This window comes from Streptomyces amritsarensis (assembly GCF_001953875.1).
Taxonomy (GTDB): Bacteria; Actinomycetota; Actinomycetes; order Streptomycetales; family Streptomycetaceae; genus Streptomyces; species Streptomyces amritsarensis.
This window is the reverse complement of sequence record NZ_MQUR01000057.1, coordinates 23,368-42,398: the sequence shown is the minus strand read 5'-3', so window position 1 is coordinate 42,398 and position 19,031 is coordinate 23,368. Positions and strand designations below refer to the sequence as shown.

Genomic DNA, 19,031 nt, shown 5'->3' with positions numbered 1-19,031 from the left:
CGTACCGTCGTCTCCCCGCCGGCGCCTGCGCCCGTCATGCGGGGGGCAGGGCCTGTTCGGACCAGACGGTCTTGCCTCCCATGGTGTAGCGGCTGCCCCAGCGGTGCGAGAGCTGGGCGACGATGTACAGGCCGCGACCGCCCTCCTCGGAGCTCCGCGCGCGCCGCATCCGCGGCTGCGTGTTGCTGGAGTCCGAGACCTCGCACGTCAGGGTGTCCGCCCGGATCAGCCGAAGCCGGACCGGGCCGCCGGCGTGGCGGATGGCGTTGGTGACCAGCTCGCTGACGATGAGTTCCGTACTGAAGGACAGCTCGTCGAGGTCCCAGGCGGTCAGCTGGGCCAGGACGAGGTGGCGGGCGTCGGCGACGACCGCCGGGTCGGGGTCGAGCAGCCACGTCGTGATGGAGTCGGCCTCCACCACCCGGGTACGGGCCAGCAGCAGGGTGACGTCGTCCCTCAGCCGGCCCGGCGGCAGGCCTTCGACGATGTCGTGCCGGGCCTCGCGCAGCGGCCGGCCGAGCACGTCCGAGCGCAGCAGGCGGTCCGCCAGGTCGCGCATGCCGTGGTCGATGTCCCCCTCCCCGCGTTCGATCAGGCCGTCGGTGTAGAGCGCGAGGACGCTCCCCGGCGGCAGCTCGCGCTCGACCGGTTCGAAGGGCCAGCCGCCGACCCCCAGCGGCGGTCCGGGGCTCAGCTCGACGTACTCCACGGTTCCGTCCGGGCTGACGACGGCGGGCGGCGGGTGGCCGGCGCTCGCCATGGCGCAGGTCCGGGTGACCGGGTCGTAGACGGCGTACAGGCAGGTGGCACCGGCCGGTCCGGAGGGCAGCGCAATCCACGCGTCGCCGTCGTCCGGGTCGCCGTTCTCGGCCTCGGAGGCGAACTGCAGCACCATGTCGTCCACGTGGGCCAGGAGTTCCTCGGGTTCCAGTTCCAGGTCCGCCATCGCGCGCACGGCGCTGCGCAGGCGTCCCATCATGGCGGTGGCGTGCAGCCCGTGGCCGGCGACGTCTCCGACCACCAGGGCGACGCGGGCCGACGACAGGGGGATGACGTCGAACCAGTCGCCGCCCACTCCGCTGTCCGCGTCGGCGGGCAGGTAGAGACCGGCGGCCTCCAGCGCGGGCTTCTCCGAGGTGGCCGGTGGCAGGAGGCTGCGCTGCAGCCCCACGGCGGTGCGGCGCTCCTTCGTGTACCGCCGGGCGTTGTCGACGGCGACGGCCGCGCGGGCGGCGATCTCCTCCAGGAGGGCGAGGTCGTCCGCCTCCGGCGGAGCCGCGTCGCCCGTGCGCCAGAGCGTGAGCCGGCCGAACCTGATGCCCCGCGCGCACAGCGGAGCCGTCATCGCCGAATGCGCGCCCGGTACGGTCGTCGCCCACTCCGGGGCCTCGGCCCGCCCGGAGCCCACGGGCAGGTCGCCGAGGCCGGTGACCAGCTCGCCCCGGCACCCCCGCGCACCCGGCGCGGCGAGCCGCGCCGCGAACCGGGCCGTCCCCGTACGCAAGGCCTCCGATTCCGTTCCCGCTACGGCCATCCGGACCAGGGGCAGTGTGAGCTGTCCGTCGGCGGGTGGTTCCCCGCCGGTCAGCACCGTCTCCGCGAGGTCCACGGCGGCGCAGTCGCCGAGCGCGGGCGTCAGGACCTCCACCAGGTCCTCGACGGTCCGCAGGACGGACAGCGAACCGCCCAGCGCTCCCGTCGCGCGGTACAGCAGGTCCAGGCGTGCGCGTGCCCGCTCGTGGTCGGTGACGTCGGTGAACACGGCCGCCACGCCCATCGGATGTCCGTCGGGTTCCTGGAGCCGGAACGCCTGGACGGTGACGATCCGGCCGCCTCTCGGATCGTGGAGGGTGCGTACGGTCGTGTTGAAACCGGCGAGGGGGATCCCGCTGTGGACGACCTCCCGCAGCCGGTCGTCGATGCTCTGCGCGTCCTCGGCCCACAGGAAGTCGGCGAGCCGCCGACCGTGCAGGTCGAGGGGCACCCCCGTGTACGGCAGCAGGTGCGAGTTCGTCCGCAGCAGCCGCAGGTCCCTGTCGAAGACGGCCAGGCCCACCCGGCCCTGCAGGAACAGTTCGTGCGTGAAGGCGTGGTCCTGCCGCCATCGGGCGACCAGGTCCAGGGCCGCGCCGAGTACGAGGAACCGGGCCGTGTCCCCGCGCGTGCCGCCGGCCAGCGGGATCACGCGGAAGCCGATCTCCAGCTCGCCGCGCGAGCCGTGCCGCAACGTGGCGCGCCCCTCCCGCCCCTCCGGATCCGCGGGCCGGCCGACCTGGGCCAGCACCGCGTCCCAGTCGCCCGGGTCCGCGAGGAGGTCCTGTGCCGGCCGGCCGCACACGTCTGCGGACCGCCGCTCCAGGAGGGCCTCGGCCGCCGCAGTCCAGGCGACGACCGTCCCCGCGGCGTCCAGCAGTGCCGCGGCCGTGTTCGTGACAGCGAAGGGATAGTCCTGGTTGCTCTCGGTGGCGCGCATGCGTGCCCATCTCGTCCGCCGGTCCGCCGGTCCGCTGTTCCCATGCTGGCCGATGTCCACGACGGTGGCCAGGGGCGTTGCGCCGTCCGGACGGCCGTGGGGCCGTCCACCCCACGACGGGGAACACCCGCGTCACCGCCGACGGATCGCACGCCGGCCGCCACGCGGTCCCGGAGCAAGCCAGGAGAGGCGGCCCGGCCTGGGCAGGTGCCACCTGAACGGCGTGGCCTGAAGAGGTGGGCAGGGCGGCAGGCGGGCAGACGGAGCGTTTCGCGCTCCCGCCGGGCGGGCCCGGTCCCCCACGGCCGCGTGGCGGAGCCGTCGCGGGAGGACGACTCCCGCCGTTCTACGCGCGTCGGACCGCCCGCGGCATCGTCGGAAGCCACAAGTGGGCGCGCCGGTGACTGGATCATCGGCCACACCTGTCCCCGGGGCGGAATCAATCACTCCAATCCCGGGGGATGATTCCGGCCACCGGGCCGCTGGGCACCCCCGGCAGGGTGCGCCGTGCGCGGCAACAGCCAAGTGACATCAGGGGAACACGCACGTGCGACGAAAGATCTTCGGGCCGGCCGCCGCCGCGGCCGTACTCGGCCTCCTGCCGCAACTCTCCGGGTGCGGCGCTCCGGACGGCGGCGCGGGTGCCGGCGGCACCCTCCGCCTGGTGGCCGCCGAGTACGGCGACACCCCGGCCACCAGTTCCAAGGCCTACTGGGACAAGGTGACCGGCGCGTTCACCGACGCCAACCCCGGCATCGAGGTCGAGGTCCAACTGCTGCCGTGGGCCGACATCGACCGCGAGGTCTCCCGGATGGTCAAGGCCGGCAAGGCGCCCGACGTGGCGCTCATGGGCTCCTACTCGGACTTCGCCGCGCAGGGGAAGCTGTACTCGGCGGAGGAGCTGCTCTCGGTCGGCGCCGAGGCGAACTTCCTCCAGCCGCTCGCCGATGCGGGGACTTTCGACAACCGCCTCTACGGCCTGCCCTTCGTGGCGAGCAGCCGCCTGCTCTTCTACAACGAGGCGCTGTTCACCAAGGCCGGTATCAGGGAGGCCCCCAAGACCTGGTCCGACCTGAAGGCCGCCGCCAAGGCGCTGAAGGACAAGGGCGTGAAGTACCCGTACGCGCTGCCGCTGGGGCCCGAGGAGGCGCACGCGGAGGCGCTGATCTGGGAACTCAGCAACGGCGGCGGCTACGCCGACGGGCGGGGCAGCTACAGCCTGGACTCCGAGAAGAACGTCCGGACCTGGCAGTGGGTCAGGGACAACCTGGTCGCGCCCGGCCTCGTCGGGCCCACCGCCCCGTCCGAGTTGAACCGCGCCGACGCGTTCGCCGCCTTCCTGCGGGGCGAGGTCGGCATGCTCAACGGATACCCGTCCCTCGCCCACGAGGCCGCCGCGAAGGGGATCGGCGTGGGCACCGTCGCCATGCCGGTCTCGGACTCCCTCGGCAGCGGAGAGACTCCGCCGACGGTGGGCGTGGCCGACTGGATGGTGGCCTTCAGGCAGAACGGCAGGGGCGCGGAGATCGGCAGGTTCCTGGAGTTCGTCTACCAGGACAAGAACCTGTCGGACTTCGCGGGCCGCTACCACCTCCTGCCGGCCACCGCCTCCGCCGCGCGGACCCCGGCCGGCGGCGGGCTCAGCCAGACCGACGAGGACTTCCTGAACGCACTGCGGACGGCCCGGCTCTACCCGGTGAACGACCCGTCCTGGGTGACGGTCAGCGACACCATCAAGCGCACCATAGGCCGCGCCGTCGAGCCGGGAGGCGACCCGAAGGCAGTCCTGGAGGACCTGGCCGACAAGGCCGAGGAGGCCGCCGACAGGACCTGACCGCGTGCGGCGGCGCAGGGGTCGCGGGTCAGGTGACCGCGCCGGTCGGGAGGTACGCCGTGACCGGCGCGGTGCAGCCCGCGACGGGGAGGGTGAGGCCGTCGTCAGTCCGCCGCCGGGGGTGTCCTCGGCGGCGGGCGTGCCGCCGACGGCCGCCAGGCAGTGCTCAGAACTTCTCCGGGTACACGAGGGCGAGGATGAGGTAGCCGAGCAGGGAGGCGGCCACGGCGAGGCCGACGACGTTCTCGACGTTCACAGCGCGGTCACCCCCCGGGCGGTGAGAGCCGTCGGCGCGAAGACCGCGACCGTGGTGACGACGAAGGCCGGATCGGCCACCGTGAGCTCCTGGAAGAAGAGAAGGAAGAGGGATCGGCCGTGCGGCCGACGACCAGACAACCCCCTTCTTCGCCGGACGCAGGTACGTGTTGACGGGCCCCATACGGCGGTGCGCGCACCCTTGACGGCGCCCATACGCCGACCGCCCCCGGCGCCCGGCCGGGCCGGCGGCTGTATGGATACCGCCCGGGGCACTGGGAAGGCATCGCCCCCGGCCGGGGACCGGCACCGGCTGACGCCCCGGCATCAAGACGCCGACAGGAATCCCCGCGGCCCCTCGCCACGGCGCGGGTTCGGCGGGATTCTCGTCAGGTGACCGGAGACTGGCTTCCCGACCGCGGCATCCGCCGGACCGTACGCGCCCTCGGGGCGGCCGGGCTGACCGTCGTCGCCACCGGCGCCGCCCTCGAAGCCATGTGGCTGCTCGGCATCGGCGTGTGGGGCATCATCGCCGCGATGGGCATCGAGATCGTCTACCGGCCGTGACGGGCGGTGCGGCGCCCTTCTGCGCCGTACGGTCGGTGCGGGAGAGCGGGGCCGGTCCTGATCCGGCCGCAGCCGGCCGCCGAGGCAGAACTCCGGCGACGCCGGACCCACGACCCTGGTCGAGCTGACGGGCGCGGGCGCGGCCGCGGCCGAAGCGGAGGGAGGCCGCGGAGCCCGCTGGCACGCGCGGGCCATCGAGCCCGAACTCACCCACGAGGAGCGGGCGTTGCCGGCGCGGAGCACCGCACTGCCGGAGCGGCTCGCAGCCCGCTGAACCGCGTCCGGCGTCAGCCGCCGAAGTCCCGGCTGCGAAAGTCGTTCAAGTCCTCGGGCCTGACCAGCACCCGGGCGGTGCCCGCGTGGACCGCGACGACCGCGGGGGCCAACCAGGTTGCCGCCGCGGATGTCGCCCCGCTGGTCCCCAGCGGACGGGCCCGCCCGGGGCTCCCCTCAGCGGGCGGGGGTCTCCACATCGCCCCTACGGGCCGGCACCGGGGTCACGGCGGGGGCGGTGAAGGTCGGGTCGATCGTCAGCCGGTACCCGCCGAGCGGTGCGGCCAGCGCGCGCAGGGCGGACTCGGACAGCCGGATCCACGGGTGACCCGCGCCGAGCGTCGCCGCCAGCAGGTCGGGGCGGGTGAAACCGACGGCGGTGCGGTCGCCCAGAGGAGTGCGGTACATCCGCAGCACCGCCTCCGCCGTACCGGGCCGGACGGGCACGAAGAGGGGTCCGGCCGGGACCCGTTCTTCGGGTTCGGGGTCGTCGTCGTACCGGAACAGGCACATGGGCCCTCCCTTGGGGGAACCGCGAGTGGCAGGTGAGGCCCCGGATGCGGGGAGGCGGTCCGGGGCGCGGCAACGAAGCTATCGCCCGCCGCCCCCGCCCGCCCCGCCCGGGGCCGCTCCGTAACGCGGCCCTGACGGCGGCCGGCCCCGTCCGTACGCGTCGCTGACGGCCGGCGCCGGGAGGCGCCCTGCCTGGTGCGGTCGTCCCGCGTGGGGAGGGCTTGACGGCGGCGCCCAAACATATAACACTCGGAGTGCAAGTTGTTTTGTCCGTTATTCGGGTATTTAGTCACTGCTTGTAGCGAAGGGTGAGGCATGTCCGTCTACAGCGCCCGAGCGAGTGCCGGGCAGAGCCCTGTCCGTGAGCGGCGCGCCACCGCCGGGTCCGCGCGCAGGCGCGCGGCCTACGCCGCCGCCGGCGTGGCCGTGGGCGCCGTGTGGGCCTTCGGTGGGGACACCCCGGCGGGGGAGCACGCCGTGCGGGTCCTCCTGGTGGTGCTCTGTGTCAGCGTGGCCGGCCGCCTCGTCGGCAGCCGGCTCGCCCGCACCGGGAGGGCTCCGCTCGACCGGAGCCTCTTCCTCGGCCTCGTGGCCGCGAAGGTGCTCCTCGTGGCTGTCGCACTGCTCGTCGACCAGGTCGCAGGCCTGTGGTTCGCCGAACCGGCCCTGGTCACCGCCGCGATCCTGTCCGTCATGGTGGCCGTCGGCGGTCCCGCCCTGCACGGCCGGCTGTCGCGAGCGGGCGACCAGGCGTCCGCCCGGCCGTGCACCGGGAGCCTCGTGGAATGAGACCGCCGCGCGGCGAGGCGGCGGCCGGGGCCGTCAGGCGCGGCAGCGCAGCATCTCGAGCGGCGGGTTGGCGTGGAAGTCCGCCCAGAACTCCGCACCGAACGCGCGCTCGCCGGCCTCCGACACCGTCATCGGCACCCAGGTCAACTCCCTGAATCCGGCCGCCTGCAGGCACTCCTCGTACACGTCCCGGCGCGGCCGGTTGGCGATGAACGAGACCGGCGGGTCGAGCAGTGCCGTCGTGCGGACCTGGGGCCCGGTCTCGACCTCCACACCGGTGAGCTCGCTGCGGAAGCCGTACCGCTCCGGGGTGGGCCCGTCGAAGCGGAAGTCGGGCGACTGGTTGAGCAGGAAGAGCTCGCCGCCGGGCTGCACGCCCCGGTGCAGCGCGCGGCACATGGCCTCGGTGGTGGCGATGTCCTCCGCGTAGTTGAGCAGTTGGACGGCGAGGGCGATGTCGAAGCGCTGCGCGAGGGGCCGCAGCTCAGCCACGTCGCCCACCTCGTAGCGCACCCCCAGCGGCTCGGATTCCTCCAACTGCCGTGCCACTGCGATCATTTCCCCGGAGATGTCGATGCCGAGCACCTCCGCGGCGCCGCGCCGCCTGAACTCCCGGCTGTAGAAGCCGGTTCCGCACGCCAGGTCGATGACCGACCTGCCGCGCACGTCCCCGACCAGCGCCAGGAAGCTGGGTACCACCACGTACTGTTCCAGAGGCAGGGCCTTGAACCCCTCGTAGGCCTCGCCGATTTCGTCGTACTGTTGCTGCGCGCTCATGGCGGTGTCCTCCCCGTTTCGGCATGCTTCGGCCACGACTCCCGACCCAGGGGTGTATGCCGCGGCCCGTGTTCGGAAGTCTCTACGGGGCCGGGCGGGCGTCCGTACTGGCAGAACCCACAAAGATCCGGACCTCGTCCCGGAGCCGCGTACGGAGGGCCGGCCGGAGCGCTGCGGTCCGGTCCGGTGCGCACCACCCGGGTCACCGGTTGCCGACCACCGCCCCCGCGACCACCGCCTCCGCGCCCGCCTCGCCCGCCGGCCCGTACGCGTCGGCGGACACCGGCTCCGGTGCCGGCGCCGCCGGGTCCGGGGCGGACCGGCGGCGGTCCTGTTCGAAGGTGCGGAGCAGGTCCGCCGCCACGCTCACCGCGATCGTGGCGGGTTCCTTGCCGCTGATCCCCGGGATCCCGATCGGGGTCTTGATCCGGTCGACGGCGGCCGGGGCATGACCGCCCTCGGCGGCCAGGCGCTGCCGGAACCGCGCCCATTTCGCCGACGAGCCGATCAGGCCGATCGAGCCGAGACCGGCGGTGCGCAGGGCGGCGTCGCACAGCGCGGCGTCCTCGGCGTGATCATGGGTCATGATCAGGACGTGGGCGCCGGGCGGCAGCTCCGCGAGGACCTCCTCCGGCAGCAGCGGCGTGTGGTGCACCCGGATCTGCGCCACCGCGTCCGCGAGCACGCCGAGCCGCTCCTCGGTGAGCATGTCCGGGCGGGAGTCGACCAGGTGCAGGTCGAGGTGGTGGCGGGCCAGGATGCGTGCCAGTTCCAGTCCGACGTGCCCGACGCCGAAGACCGCCACCGCCTCGACCACCGGCAGCGGTTCGAGCAGCACCGTGACGGAGCCGCCGCAGCACTGCACCCCGTGCCGGCCGGTGACCTTGTCGTTGAGGGCGAATTCCATCAGCTCCGGCTCCGCATCGGCCGCGCCGGTCAGCTCGCGCGCCCGGTCGACGGCGACGGCCTCGATGTTGCCGCCGCCGATCGACCCCCAGGTCTCGGTGCGTCCCACGACGAGCTTGGCACCGGCCCGGCGGGGCGCGTGGCCGCGTACCGCCGCGACGGTCACGAGCACGCCGGGCTCCCGGCGCGCCCGCAACCGGGCGACCGCGGCCACCCAGCCCATGTCAGGCATTGCTCAGTGCACTTGCCGCGGCGGGAACCCCGCTGCAGTCGGTTGCCTGTCCGCCGTACGGCGCACCGCCGCCGCGGGCCGCTTCGACCGCCCAGTACACGGCCTCGGGCGTCGCCGGGGAGGCCAGTTCGACGCTGACCCCGTCGGGCCCGAAGGCCGCCGCGGCCTGCCGCAGCGCCTCCCGAACCGAGAACGCCAGCATCAGCGGAGGCTCGCCCACCGCCTTGGACCCGTAGACCGCGCCCTCCTCCGTGGCGTTCTCCAGGAGCCTGACGTTGAACTCCTCGGGCATCTCCGAGAAGCTCGGCAGCTTGTAGGTGCTCGCCGCCTGGGTCAGCAGCCGGCCGCGGTGCGGACCGTCGCCGGCGTCCCACCTCAGGTCCTCCAGCGTCAGCCAGCCCGCGCCCTGCACGAAGCCGCCCTCGACCTGACCGATGTCGATCATGGGGGAGAGGCTGTCGCCGACATCGTGGACGATGTCCACCCGCCGGATCCGGTACGCGCCCGTGAACCCGTCCACCTCCACCTCGGCCGCGGCGGCGCCGTAGGAGAAGTACTTGAACGGCGACCCCTGGAACACCTTCGCGTCCCAGTGGAGGCCCTCGGTGCGGTAGAAGCCGGCCGCCGACAGCTGGACGCGCTGGAAGTACGCGGTGCGCACCAGGTCGTCCCAGGCCAGCTCCGTGTCGCTGCCGACGACGCGGGCGACGCCGTCGACGATGCGCACGTCCGAGGCGTTCGCACCCAGGCGGGTACCGGCGACCTGGAGCAGCCGCTCGCGGATCTGCTCGCAGGCGTTCTTCACCGCGGCGCCGTTGAGGTCCGCGCCGGCGCTGGCCGCGGTGGCGGAGGTGTTGGGCACCTTGTCCGTGCGGGTCGGGGCCAGGCGCACCTTGTGCAGCGGGATACCGAGCGTGGTCGCGGCCACCTGCAGCATCTTGGTGTGCAGGCCCTGCCCCATCTCGGTGCCGCCGTGGTTGATCAGGACCGAGCCGTCCTTGTACACCAGCACCAGCGCACCGGCCTGGTTGAAGGCGGTGAGGTTGAAGGAGATCCCGAACTTGATCCCGGTGACCGCGAGCGCCCGCTTGGTGTGCGGGTGCGCGGCGTTGAAGGCCGCGATCTCGGCCGTGCGGTCGGCGATGCGGGCGTCGCCCTGGACCTGGCGCCAGACGGTGGAGATCCGTTCGGGGTGCAGGACCCGCTGCCCGTACGGCGTGGAGTGGCCCTCCCGGTAGAAGTTGCGTTCGCGCAGCTCCATGGGATCGAGGCCGAGCAGGGGAGCGCACCGGCCCATGATGTCCTCGATCACCAGCATGCCCTGCGGTCCGCCGAAGCCGCGGAAGGCGGTGTTGGAGACCTTGTTGGTCCTGGCGATGCGGCCGGTGACCCGCGCGTTGGGGATCCAGTAGGTGTTGTCGATGTGGCACAGCGCGCGGGCCACGACGGGTTCGGACAGGTCCAGGCTCCAGCCGCCGTCCGCGGTCAGTGTCGCGTCGAGGGCCTGGATGCGGCCCTCGGCGTCGAAGCCGATCTTCCACGTGGCGTGGAAGCCGTGGCGCTTGCCGGACATGGTCAGGTCCTGGGTGCGGTTGAGCCGTACCCGGACCGGCCGGCCGGTCAGCCTGGCGCCGAGCGCGGCGACGGCCGCGAAGCCGTGGGGCTGCATCTCCTTGCCGCCGAAGCCGCCGCCCATGCGCAGACACTGCACGGTCACCTCGTGGCTGTGCAGCCCGAGCACGTGCGCGACGATCTCCTGCGTCTCCGAGGGGTGCTGGGTGCTGCTCTGGAGGAACATCTGCCCGTTCTCGTCGACGTGGGCCAGCGCCGCGTGCGTCTCGAGGTAGAAGTGCTCCTGGTCGGAGAACTGGAACTCGCCGGTGAACACGTGCGCGGAGTCGGCGAATCCGGCGTCGACGTCGCCGCTCACCATCACGGGCCGGGCGCCGTGGAAGCTCCCGGCGGCCATCGCCTCCCGCAACGTGATCACCGAGGGCTGCTCGTCGAGGTCCACCTCCACGGCCGCCGCGCCGAGCCGGGCCGCCTCCAGGGTCTCGCCGAGCACCCAGGCGACGGCGTGGCCGTGGAACATCACCGTGTCGGGGAACAGCGGTTCGTCGTGCTTCATGCCGGCGTCGTTGACGCCGGGCACATCGGCGCCGGTCAGGACGCGGACCACACCGGGCACGGCGAGCGCGGGCCCGGTGCGCAGCGCGGTGATCGTACCGTGGGCCTTCATCACCTGGACCGGGTAGGCGTGCAGGACGTCCTTGGTGCGGTGGACGAGGTCGTCGGTGTAGAGAGCGGCGCCGGTGACGTGCAGGCCGGCGCTCTCGTGCGGCAGCGGAAGACCGACGACGGGCTTCTCGGGGCGTTCGGACAGATGGCTCATGACGGCACCGCCTCGGTGGTTCGCGCGTACAGCTTCAGCAGGCTCTGGCCCAGCATCGCCGAGCGGTACCCGGCGCTGGCCCGGTGGTCGTCCATCGGCGTGCCCTCGGCCCGCAGCACGCCGGCCGCGGCCTCGACGGTGCGCTCCGTCCAGGGCTCGCCCTCCAGTGCGGCCTCGGCGGCGAAGGCGCGGATCGGGGTGGCAGCCACGCCGCCCAGGCCGATGCGCGCCTTGCGGACGGTGCCGTCCTCGATGTCGAGCGCGAAGGCGACCGCCACGCTGGAGATGTCGTCGAAGCGCCGTTTGGCGATCTTGTGGAAGGCCGTGACCGGTGACAGCGGCAGCGGCACGCGCACCGCGCGGATCAGCTCGCCCGGGCGGCGCACGCTCTGCCGGTACCCGGTGAAGTAGTCGCAGAGGGGGACCTCGCGCTCGCCGTCGGCGTCGGCGAGGACCAACGACGCCTCCAGCGCGAGCAGGACGGGCGGGCTGTCGCCGATGGGGGAGCCGGTGCCCAGGTTGCCGCCGAGGGTGGCGCTGTTGCGGATCAGACGGGAGGCGAACTGCGGGAACAGCTGCGCCAGCAGCGGGACGGCGCCGTCGAGGCGGCGTTCGATCTCCGTGAGGGTCTGCGCACCGCCGATCTCGATGTGGTCGGCCCCGACGTGCAGCGTGCGCAGTTCGGGCAGCCGGTCGACGGCCACCACGCAGTTCGCCCGGCGGGAGCGGATGTTGACCTCGACACCCCAGTCGGTGCTTCCGGCGACGACCACCGCGTCGGGCCGTTCGCGCAGCAGCCGCACCGCGTCGGTCAGGGTGGCCGGACGCAGGAACGTGCTGTCGTCCTGCGTGTAGGCGGTGGCGGCCGGTTCGGGCGGGGACTGATCGCGGCGCTGCGCCAGGGGATCGTCCTCGGTGGGCATGCCGACGGCGAACGCGGCGTCGCGGATCGGGCGGTAGCCGGTGCAGCGGCACAGGTTGCCGCTCAGCGCGTGCAGATCGAAACCGTTCGGGCCGTGCTCGGAGCCCGTCCCGTCGGCCGGTCCGGCGTGCGCGCAGCGGTCGGGCCGGTAGTACTCGGAGGCCATGCTGCAGACGAACCCCGGTGTGCAGTAGCCGCATTGGGAGCCGCCGCGGACGGCCATCTCCTCCTGTACGGGGTGCAGCACGGCCGGCGTGCCGGATTCACCGGTGGTGGCGAGGCCCTCGGCGGTGACGACCTCCTGGCCGTCGAGCGCCGCGACCGGCACCAGACAGGCGTTGACCGCCACCCAGTCGGTGGGCCGGTCCACCCCGGGACGGGCCACCAGGACGGAGCAGGCGCCGCATTCACCCTCGGCGCAGCCCTCCTTGGTGCCGGTCAGGCCCCGCTCTCGCAGGAATTCGAGCACCGTGGTGTGGGGTGCGGCCGGTGAGATCCGTGTTTCTTTCCCGTTGACCGTGATCCGCGCCGCTACCATCGCTCGGCCTCGTTTCGGCGCGCAACCGATAGGACTGTCCAAGTCGCCATTTCAGGAGCTTTCTCTTCCGGTGGTCGCAGCCCGGGACACCGCAGTACCGCAGCGCGACGCATCGGCACGCGACGGCGTGCCGTAAGGGGTGACATAGATGAGAAGGTGCCGGGGCCGCAATCGGGCACGCCGACAAGGGGGCTGCTCAGCAGCCGTGTGCTACACGACCCGGAGCCCAGGCGATCTGGTGGGCGAGGCGAATCAGCGCGGAGACGGTCGACATCCGGTTTCGCCTCCTTCCAGCAGCTCACGAGCGGGTGCGGACGAAGTTACGTCGCCGCGGGTTCATCGGTCAAGCACGGGTCGGTGGTTTCCGCGCAAGCCGGCCACGGCGACCGGCGGGAAGCCAGGGCAACCCGACGGCCAGGTGTCCCCGAGCGGCCTGCAGGCCATGGGTACGGGACGGCCCTCAGGGCGTGGCGGGCGAGTGCTCGGTGGTGGCGGTCAGCAGCGCCTCGGCCACGGAGGTGCGGGCGTACAGCACGCAGCGTCCGGCCCGGTGGGCGCTCACCAGCCCCGCATCCCGCAGTGCGGTGAGGCACTGGGACACCCCGGCCGCCGACAGGCCCGTGCGGTGGGCGAGGTCGGTCGTGGTCGCGGGCGAGTGCAGCTCGGCCAGCAGCAGCGCCCGCGAGCGGCCGAGTACGGCGGCCAGGGCGCCGCCGCGGACCACCGGACGGGTCTCCCACAGGGCGCCGATACCGCGGGCCGGGTAGGCCAGTTGAGGCGGATCCGGCGGTGCCACCCGGGTGAACGGGACCGGCCCGGTGAAGACCGAGGGGATCAGCAGCAGGCCGGCCCCGGCCGCCTGCCGCGACAGCGGCGCGCGCCGGTCGGCCAGCCGCAGGGCGCTGTCGTCCCAGCTCAGCGACGAGTGCAGGTCGCCCAGGAGGCGGCCCGCGCCGTGCTCGGCGACCTGCCGGGCCCGGTGGAAGACGTCGGCGTCGAGCACCGCCCGGATCCGCACCCAGTAGGGAGCCAGGGCCACCTCCCAGTAGGCCTCGATCTCCTGGACCACCCGCTCCAGAAGGCGTGGCACGTCGTCGTACAGGCCGGCGAGCCCCGGGCCCAGACGCCCCTGCCCGTCCCGCAGCCGGTCGATCTCCCCGCGCACCCGGCCGGCGGGCGCGGTCCGGATCGCGGCGAGCTCCTCCGCGAAGGCGGGGGACGGGCCGGCGGGCGCGGGATTGAGGAAGTCGGGCACGTACCCGGCGGGCGGCACCAGTTCGGCGAGCAGGCCCCGGTCGAGCCCTGCGGCCGCCAGCCGGGGCCGCACCTGCGCCGTCCAGGCCCGGTGCACGGGGTGCTCGTGCCCCGACCGCAGGAGTCTCATGCTGGGGCCGACCTCCCACATCGGCGAGACGGCGAACCTCGTCCGCGCCAGATCGCCCACCGAGAACGCCAGTTCCGCCCGCACCGCCACCCCGAGGATTCACCCATGCCTTAACCAATGGCCCGGCAGCCTACCCGCCGCGGAACATCCCCTGCATGACTTCACAGACGATCACAGCAGCAGGCACCTGGACGCTCGGCGACCGCACCGTCAACCGGATCGGCTTCGGCGCGATGCGCCTGCCCCAGAGCGGCGAGGCCCTCGTCGGCGGCGCCGTCCCGCGCGACCGCGGCCAGGCGGTCGAGGTGCTGCGCCGCGCGGTGGACCTCGGGGTGAACCACATCGACACCGCGGCGTTCTACTTCTCCCCGCTGCGCTCCGCCAACGAGCTGATCAACCGCGCCCTGGCTCCGTACCCCGAGGACCTGGTGATCGCCACCAAGGTCGGGCCCGGCCGCGACCCCTCGGGCGAATGGCTGCCCCACGCCCGGCCCGAGCAACTGCGCGGCCAGGTGGAGGAGAACCTCCGCCAGCTCGGCCGCGACCACCTCGACGTGGTGAACCTCCGAATCGTCGGCACCGACTCGATCGCCGAACGCTTCGCAGCGCTGGCCGAGCTCCGGCAGGCCGGCCTCGTCCGCCACCTGGGGCTCTCCAACGTCCGGCCCCACCACCTGGCCGAAGCCCTGGCGATCGCGCCGGTGGTGTGCGTGCAGAACATGTACGGCATCGGCGTACAGCCCGAGCAGGACGAGTTCCTGCGCACCTGCGGCGAACAGGGCATCGCGTTCGTGCCGTTCTACTCGATCGCGGGCACCGGGCGGCAGGCGGGCGCCGTCGGGCACGACAGCGCCGAGGTGCTGGACGTCGCCCGGGAGCACGGGGCGAGCGCGGCCCAGGTCCGGCTGGCCTGGACGTTGCAGCGGGGCCCGCACGTCCTGGCGATCCCCGGCACCGGGAACCCGGAGCACCTCGCCGCCAACGTGGCCGCCGGCGCCCTGCGTCTCACGACGGCCGACCTGTCCGTCCTGGACTCCCTGCACCGGGGCGGGCCCGGCGGCCGCCAGGGGGGAGGCGGGGCCGGCTGAAGGGCAGGTCGGGCCCTGGTCAGATCGTGACCGGGCCGTGCGCGGTGGCGAACTCGACCGCGACGAGACCCGGTTCCTCGTCCTCGACCCAGGTGACGTCGATCTGGTCGAGGGGGTGGTCGGCCGGTTCGCCGAGGAATTCGGCGATGGAGGCGGCGTCGCCGGCGATGGAGATCCCCTGGATGGCGGTGGAGGTGCGCGGGTCCGCGCTCGGGCGCTCCTCGTCGGGCACCAACCATTGAAGGAAATAGGGCAGTTGGGGGTCCTCCAGCAGTTCCAGCAGGCCGATCTGCTTCCACCTCAGGTCGAACCCGTCGGGGCGGACGCGGTGGCCCTCGGCCGAGGTGCGGCCGAGGCGGGCCTCGACCGGGGCGATGTCGTCGACGGAGACCACCCAGCCGAGCCATCCGCCGCCCTCGGCGGCGCGGCGCGCGACCGCCTGGCCGAAGGGCGCGCGGTCGGCGGCGGGGTGATCGAGTGTGGTGACGACCTCGACATAGGTGCCGCCGCTCAGCGGGAGAATGAAATTGCGGGTGCCGAAGCGCGGGTGGACGCCACCGTCGACGAACCCGGCGCCGAGGGCCGATCCGATCCACTGGACGGTCGAGACGAAGCTGTCGCGGGCCACCGCATAGGACACATGATCAAGTCGCACCGCGCCATCATGACCCGGCACACCGCACACATCGCTACGACACGCCCGCGGCCAGCCGGTGCAGGACGATGTCGCCGAGGGCGCCGTCCTCGGCGGTGAGGGTCAGGTAGGTGTGGTGGGGCTGGCGCCGGCGGTCGGTCGGGGAGCCGGGGTTGAGCAGGCGCAGCCCTCCCGGGGCCGTGGAGTCCCAGGGGATGTGGCTGTGGCCGAAGACCAGGACGTCCGTGTCGGGGAAGAGCGCGGCGCACCGCCGCTCGCGCCCGGCGGCCGGGCCGGTCTCGTGGACGACCGCGAACCGCAGCCCGCCGAGTTCGGCACGGGCGGTCTCGGGCAGCCGGCGCCGCAGGGCGGGTCCGTCGTTGTTCCCGTACACGGCGATCAGCCGCCGCGACCTCGACTCCAGCAGGTCGAGGGTGGCCTCGTCGGTCCAGTCCCCGGCGTGGATCACCGCATCGGCCTCGGCGAGGGCCGCCAACAGCGCCTCGGGCAGCCGCTTGGCCCGCGCGGGCACGTGCGTGTCGGAGGTCAGCAACAGCCTCATGACACCACGGTAGACGCTCCGCCCCCGCCGCTGCCGCCCACGGCACACGGAAGCTGCTGCGGCGGCCGGACGCCACGGCCGCCCCCGGCACCGCGGAGGCCGAGGCCGAGGACGGGCGGTCCTCCTCCCGCGGGCCGGGACCGCACGCGTGCGCTCCCCGCCCCGTGGTTCTCGGCCGTAGGGCTCGCGCTGATCGTGGTCCCTGCCGCCGCCTTCGCGGTGTACGGCATGGCCACCGTCGACCTCGCCGCGGGGGTCCAGGCCGACGGGGACGGTCAGGGCGGGGACACCCGTGACGTCGGCCGGGGCGGACAGCCGTACGTAGGCGTCGGAGACGCTTTCCACGGTGCCGTCGCCCCAGGTGACGGTGGTCTGCCCGGCTGCCACGGCGGTCATGGGCACGGTGGGCGCGGCGATCACGTCGACCGCCGAGGACATCTCCCGCCACGCCTGCCGCACGAGCGTGCGGGCGCGTTGCGCGCGCCTGCGCCCCCGCGTCGCCGTCTCCCCGCCCGCCCGCCGGGCATGCACCTTCTCAGCCTCCCCGCCGTCTCGCCGCGGCCCTGCTCGCCGGTGTCGCCTTCGGGGCGGTGGCCCAGGGCTCGATGCGCCTGGTGCTCGCCCCGGTCCCGGCGTCGGACCGCAGCGCGACCCTGGCCGCGTACCACGTCCTCTCGTATGTGGCGATGAGCCTGCCGGCCGTCGGAGCCGGCGTCCTGACGCAGTTCCACGGCTGCGGACGGCAGCTCATGCGTACGCCGCCCTCGTCGCCCTCCTCGGCATGGCCGCGTTGCCCGCCCTCCCGACGGCCCGTGCCGCCGCCGGCCCGCACACCGGGAGGGGCGGACAGCGCGTCGGCTCCCGGCAGGCGGTGGCGGGCTCCGCGCCGTGCGGTGACACCCTGGAGCCATGGCATCGAGCAATGAGTGGTCCACAGGCGACACGGGCGACACGGGCGACGCATACGGCACAGGCGAAACAGGCGGCACGGGCCCCACGGGCGCGGGCCTGAGCGGGGGCACCGCGGGCGCGGCGGGCCGCATCCTGGTCGTGGACGACGATCCCACCGTCTCGGAGGTCGTGGCCGGCTACCTGGAGCGCGCCGGGTTCGCCGTCCACCACGCCGCGGACGGTCCGTCCGCCCTGGAGGCCGCCGCCCGGTACCGGCCCGACCTGGTCGTCCTCGATCTGATGCTGCCGGGCATCGACGGCCTGGAGGTGTGTCGCCGACTGCGCGCGCACGACACCGGACCCGGCCGCCTGCCGGTGGTGATGCTCACCGCGCGGGGGGACGAGGAGGACCGGATCCTGGGCCTGGAGATCGGCGCGGACGACTACGTGACCAAACCCTTCAGCCCGCGTGAACTGGTCCTGCGGGTGCGGTCGGTGCTGCGCCGGGCGTCCGCGGTCGTCCCGACGGGCGAGCCCCTGCTCTCGGCAGCCGGCCTCACGGTGGACCCCGTCGCCCGCCGGGTCACCCGGGACGGCGACGAACTCGCCCTGACACTGCGCGAGTTCGACCTCCTGGCCTACTTCCTGCGGCATGTCGGCCAGGTCTGTGACCGCGAGCGGCTGATGCGTGACGTCTGGGGGTGGGACTTCGGCGACCTCTCCACCGTGACCGTCCACATCCGCAGACTCCGCTCCAAGATCGAGAAGGATCCGGCCGACCCGCAGCTCATCCGGACCGTGTGGGGCGCCGGATACCGCTTCGACGCCGAACTCGACGCGCCGACCCGTACCGCGGCCCCGGCCGCCCCCGCCCGCACGGAGGGCGGCCGTGTCTGACCTCCTGCTGATCGCCCTGTACGCACTGCTCGGCGCCGGCGCGGCCGGGGCGCTCGGCGCCGCCGCGCTGCGCGTGCTGCGCAGGCGGAGCGTCGCGGTGTCCCTCGCGGTCGTCGTGGCCGTCGCCGTGGCCGCGATGCTCTCCGGAACACTCGCCGTGGCCCGGGCGATGTTCCTGTCCTCCCACGACCTCACCGTCGTGACCACCGTCGTCGCCATGGCCGCGGCCGTCTCGCTGGGCGCCGCGCTCCTGCTGGGCCGGCACGTCGTCCTGCGGTGCCGCGAACTCGTCCGCGCAGCAAGCGAGTTCGGCGAGAAGGGCACCTTCACGCCACCCGCCGTCCCCGCTCCCGCCGAGCTGGCGGCGCTCAGCCGTGAGCTGGTCCTCACCGGTGAACGCCTCGCGGCCTCGCGGGAACGCGAACGGGCCCTGGAGACCTCCAGGCGTGAGCTGGTCGCGTGGATCTCGCACGACCTGCGCACCCCGCTGGCCGGGTTGCGTGCCATGTCGGAGGCGCTGGAGGACGGCGTGGTGGCCGATCCGGCCCGCTACCACCGGCAGATGCGCACCGAGGTGGAACGCCTCAACTCCATGGTCACCGACCTGTTCGAGCTGTCCCGCATCCATGCCGGCGCCCTCTCGCTCAGCCCCGCCCGGATGTCCCTCCGCGATCTGGTCGGGGACGCGCTGGCGGGCGCCGACGCCCTCGCCCGGCAGCACGGCGTACGCCTGGCAGGCGGCGCCGTGGACCGGCTGCCGGTGGAGGTCGACGGCAAGGAGATGACCCGGGTCCTGTCGAACCTGCTGGTCAACGCCATCCGCCACACCCCGGCCGAAGGGACCGTCGCGATCGCGGCGGAACGCCGCGCGGACGCGGTGGTGTTGTCCGTCACCGACGCGTGCGGCGGCATCCCGGAGGAGGACCTGCCCCGCGTCTTCGACACCGGTTGGCGGGGCAGCCGGGCCCGTACGCCCCCCTCGGGCGCGGGCCTGGGCCTGGCGATCGTCCGGGGCATCGTCGAAGCCCATGCCGGGCACGCCGACGTCCGCAACGTGCCCGGGGGCTGCCGCTTCGAACTGACCCTCCCGGCCCCCGCCTGACC

General features: G+C 73.7%; 18 protein-coding genes and 1 pseudogene. 6 read left to right on the top strand and 13 right to left on the bottom strand.

Translation table 11 applies throughout. The annotated features are described in order from the left end of the window. Positions 1 to 34 precede the first annotated feature (34 nt). Positions 35 to 2,473 carry an ATP-binding SpoIIE family protein phosphatase gene (locus tag AVW11_RS22780; RefSeq protein WP_076045612.1) on the bottom strand — a complete coding sequence of 813 codons (2,439 nt, stop codon included), beginning with the start codon at positions 2,471 to 2,473 and terminating at the stop codon, positions 35 to 37. Between the two features lie 547 nt (positions 2,474 to 3,020). Between AVW11_RS22780 and AVW11_RS22775 the strand changes: the two genes are divergently transcribed. Further along, a complete protein-coding gene (locus AVW11_RS22775) occupies positions 3,021 to 4,307 on the top strand; it encodes an extracellular solute-binding protein (protein ID WP_076045610.1) in 1,287 nt (428 codons plus the stop codon). Positions 4,308 to 4,473: 166 nt separating this feature from the next. On the opposite strand, the gene kdpF is transcribed toward AVW11_RS22775, so the two are convergent. Continuing rightward, complete coding sequence (gene kdpF / locus AVW11_RS35985; protein WP_079250738.1) at positions 4,474 to 4,563, bottom strand: K(+)-transporting ATPase subunit F; 90 nt, start codon at positions 4,561 to 4,563, stop codon at positions 4,474 to 4,476. Further along, the gene (locus AVW11_RS37785) at positions 4,560 to 4,703 is read right to left on the bottom strand and encodes a hypothetical protein (protein WP_167389240.1); all 144 of its coding nucleotides are present in this window, start codon (positions 4,701 to 4,703) and stop codon (positions 4,560 to 4,562) included. The genes kdpF and AVW11_RS37785 overlap by 4 nt, the downstream gene beginning before the upstream one ends. Before the next feature lie 252 nt (positions 4,704 to 4,955). Between AVW11_RS37785 and AVW11_RS37470 the strand changes: the two genes are divergently transcribed. After that, a complete protein-coding gene (locus AVW11_RS37470; RefSeq protein ID WP_158076156.1) occupies positions 4,956 to 5,129 on the top strand; it encodes a hypothetical protein in 174 nt (57 codons plus the stop codon). 450 nt (positions 5,130 to 5,579) lie between these two features. On the opposite strand, the gene AVW11_RS22760 is transcribed toward AVW11_RS37470, so the two are convergent. After that, positions 5,580 to 5,915: an SAV_915 family protein gene (locus AVW11_RS22760; RefSeq protein ID WP_076045608.1), complete on the bottom strand. Its 336-nt coding sequence runs from the start codon at positions 5,913 to 5,915 to the stop codon at positions 5,580 to 5,582. A gap of 315 nt (positions 5,916 to 6,230) precedes the next feature. On the opposite strand from AVW11_RS22760, the gene AVW11_RS22755 reads away from it, so the two are divergent. After that, positions 6,231 to 6,704 carry a hypothetical protein gene (locus tag AVW11_RS22755; protein WP_076045606.1) on the top strand — a complete coding sequence of 158 codons (474 nt, stop codon included), beginning with the start codon at positions 6,231 to 6,233 and terminating at the stop codon, positions 6,702 to 6,704. A gap of 33 nt (positions 6,705 to 6,737) precedes the next feature. On the opposite strand, the gene AVW11_RS22750 is transcribed toward AVW11_RS22755, so the two are convergent. The 5 genes from AVW11_RS22750 to AVW11_RS22730 all read right to left on the bottom strand — a co-directional run bounded on the left by AVW11_RS22750 (position 6,738) and on the right by AVW11_RS22730 (position 13,939). Further along, positions 6,738 to 7,481, bottom strand: a complete 744-nt coding sequence (locus AVW11_RS22750; RefSeq protein ID WP_060177463.1) for a class I SAM-dependent methyltransferase — start codon at positions 7,479 to 7,481, stop codon at positions 6,738 to 6,740. A gap of 202 nt (positions 7,482 to 7,683) precedes the next feature. Beyond that, positions 7,684 to 8,610: a xanthine dehydrogenase accessory protein XdhC gene (xdhC, locus tag AVW11_RS22745; protein ID WP_107423314.1), complete on the bottom strand. Its 927-nt coding sequence runs from the start codon at positions 8,608 to 8,610 to the stop codon at positions 7,684 to 7,686. 1 nt (position 8,611) lies between these two features. Further along, positions 8,612 to 11,011, bottom strand: coding sequence for a xanthine dehydrogenase molybdopterin binding subunit (xdhB, locus tag AVW11_RS22740; protein WP_076045604.1), 2,400 nt, complete (start codon positions 11,009 to 11,011; stop codon positions 8,612 to 8,614). Next, complete coding sequence (locus tag AVW11_RS22735; protein ID WP_076045602.1) at positions 11,008 to 12,471, bottom strand: xanthine dehydrogenase small subunit; 1,464 nt, start codon at positions 12,469 to 12,471, stop codon at positions 11,008 to 11,010. The genes xdhB and AVW11_RS22735 overlap by 4 nt, the downstream gene beginning before the upstream one ends. Positions 12,472 to 12,931: 460 nt before the next feature. Beyond that, complete coding sequence (locus tag AVW11_RS22730; RefSeq protein ID WP_240528236.1) at positions 12,932 to 13,939, bottom strand: ArsR/SmtB family transcription factor; 1,008 nt, start codon at positions 13,937 to 13,939, stop codon at positions 12,932 to 12,934. Between the two features lie 71 nt (positions 13,940 to 14,010). Between AVW11_RS22730 and AVW11_RS22725 the strand changes: the two genes are divergently transcribed. Then, entirely contained in the window at positions 14,011 to 14,943 is a 933-nt protein-coding gene (locus AVW11_RS22725; protein WP_076045600.1) for an oxidoreductase, read from the top strand. Positions 14,944 to 14,962: 19 nt separating this feature from the next. On the opposite strand, the gene AVW11_RS22720 is transcribed toward AVW11_RS22725, so the two are convergent. The 4 genes and pseudogenes from AVW11_RS22720 to AVW11_RS22705 all read right to left on the bottom strand — a co-directional run bounded on the left by AVW11_RS22720 (position 14,963) and on the right by AVW11_RS22705 (position 17,055). After that, a complete protein-coding gene (locus AVW11_RS22720) occupies positions 14,963 to 15,598 on the bottom strand; it encodes a VOC family protein (RefSeq protein WP_030843707.1) in 636 nt (211 codons plus the stop codon). A gap of 34 nt (positions 15,599 to 15,632) precedes the next feature. Then, positions 15,633 to 16,139, bottom strand: coding sequence for a metallophosphoesterase family protein (locus AVW11_RS37780; protein WP_076045629.1), 507 nt, complete (start codon positions 16,137 to 16,139; stop codon positions 15,633 to 15,635). 246 nt (positions 16,140 to 16,385) lie between these two features. After that, a pseudogene (locus AVW11_RS37775) lies at positions 16,386 to 16,628 on the bottom strand (amidase family protein); the annotation flags it as partial. Between the two features lie 46 nt (positions 16,629 to 16,674). Further along, positions 16,675 to 17,055: a hypothetical protein gene (locus AVW11_RS22705; RefSeq protein ID WP_143568879.1), complete on the bottom strand. Its 381-nt coding sequence runs from the start codon at positions 17,053 to 17,055 to the stop codon at positions 16,675 to 16,677. Between AVW11_RS22705 and AVW11_RS22700 the strand changes: the two genes are divergently transcribed. Beyond that, a complete protein-coding gene (locus AVW11_RS22700; protein WP_079250735.1) occupies positions 17,049 to 17,927 on the top strand; it encodes a response regulator transcription factor in 879 nt (292 codons plus the stop codon). The two genes, AVW11_RS22705 and AVW11_RS22700, sit on opposite strands and share 7 nt — an antisense overlap. After that, the gene (locus AVW11_RS22695; RefSeq protein ID WP_076045596.1) at positions 17,920 to 19,029 is read left to right on the top strand and encodes a sensor histidine kinase; all 1,110 of its coding nucleotides are present in this window, start codon (positions 17,920 to 17,922) and stop codon (positions 19,027 to 19,029) included. Before AVW11_RS22700 ends, AVW11_RS22695 begins: the two co-directional genes overlap by 8 nt. The last annotated feature ends 2 nt before the right edge of the window (positions 19,030 to 19,031 follow it).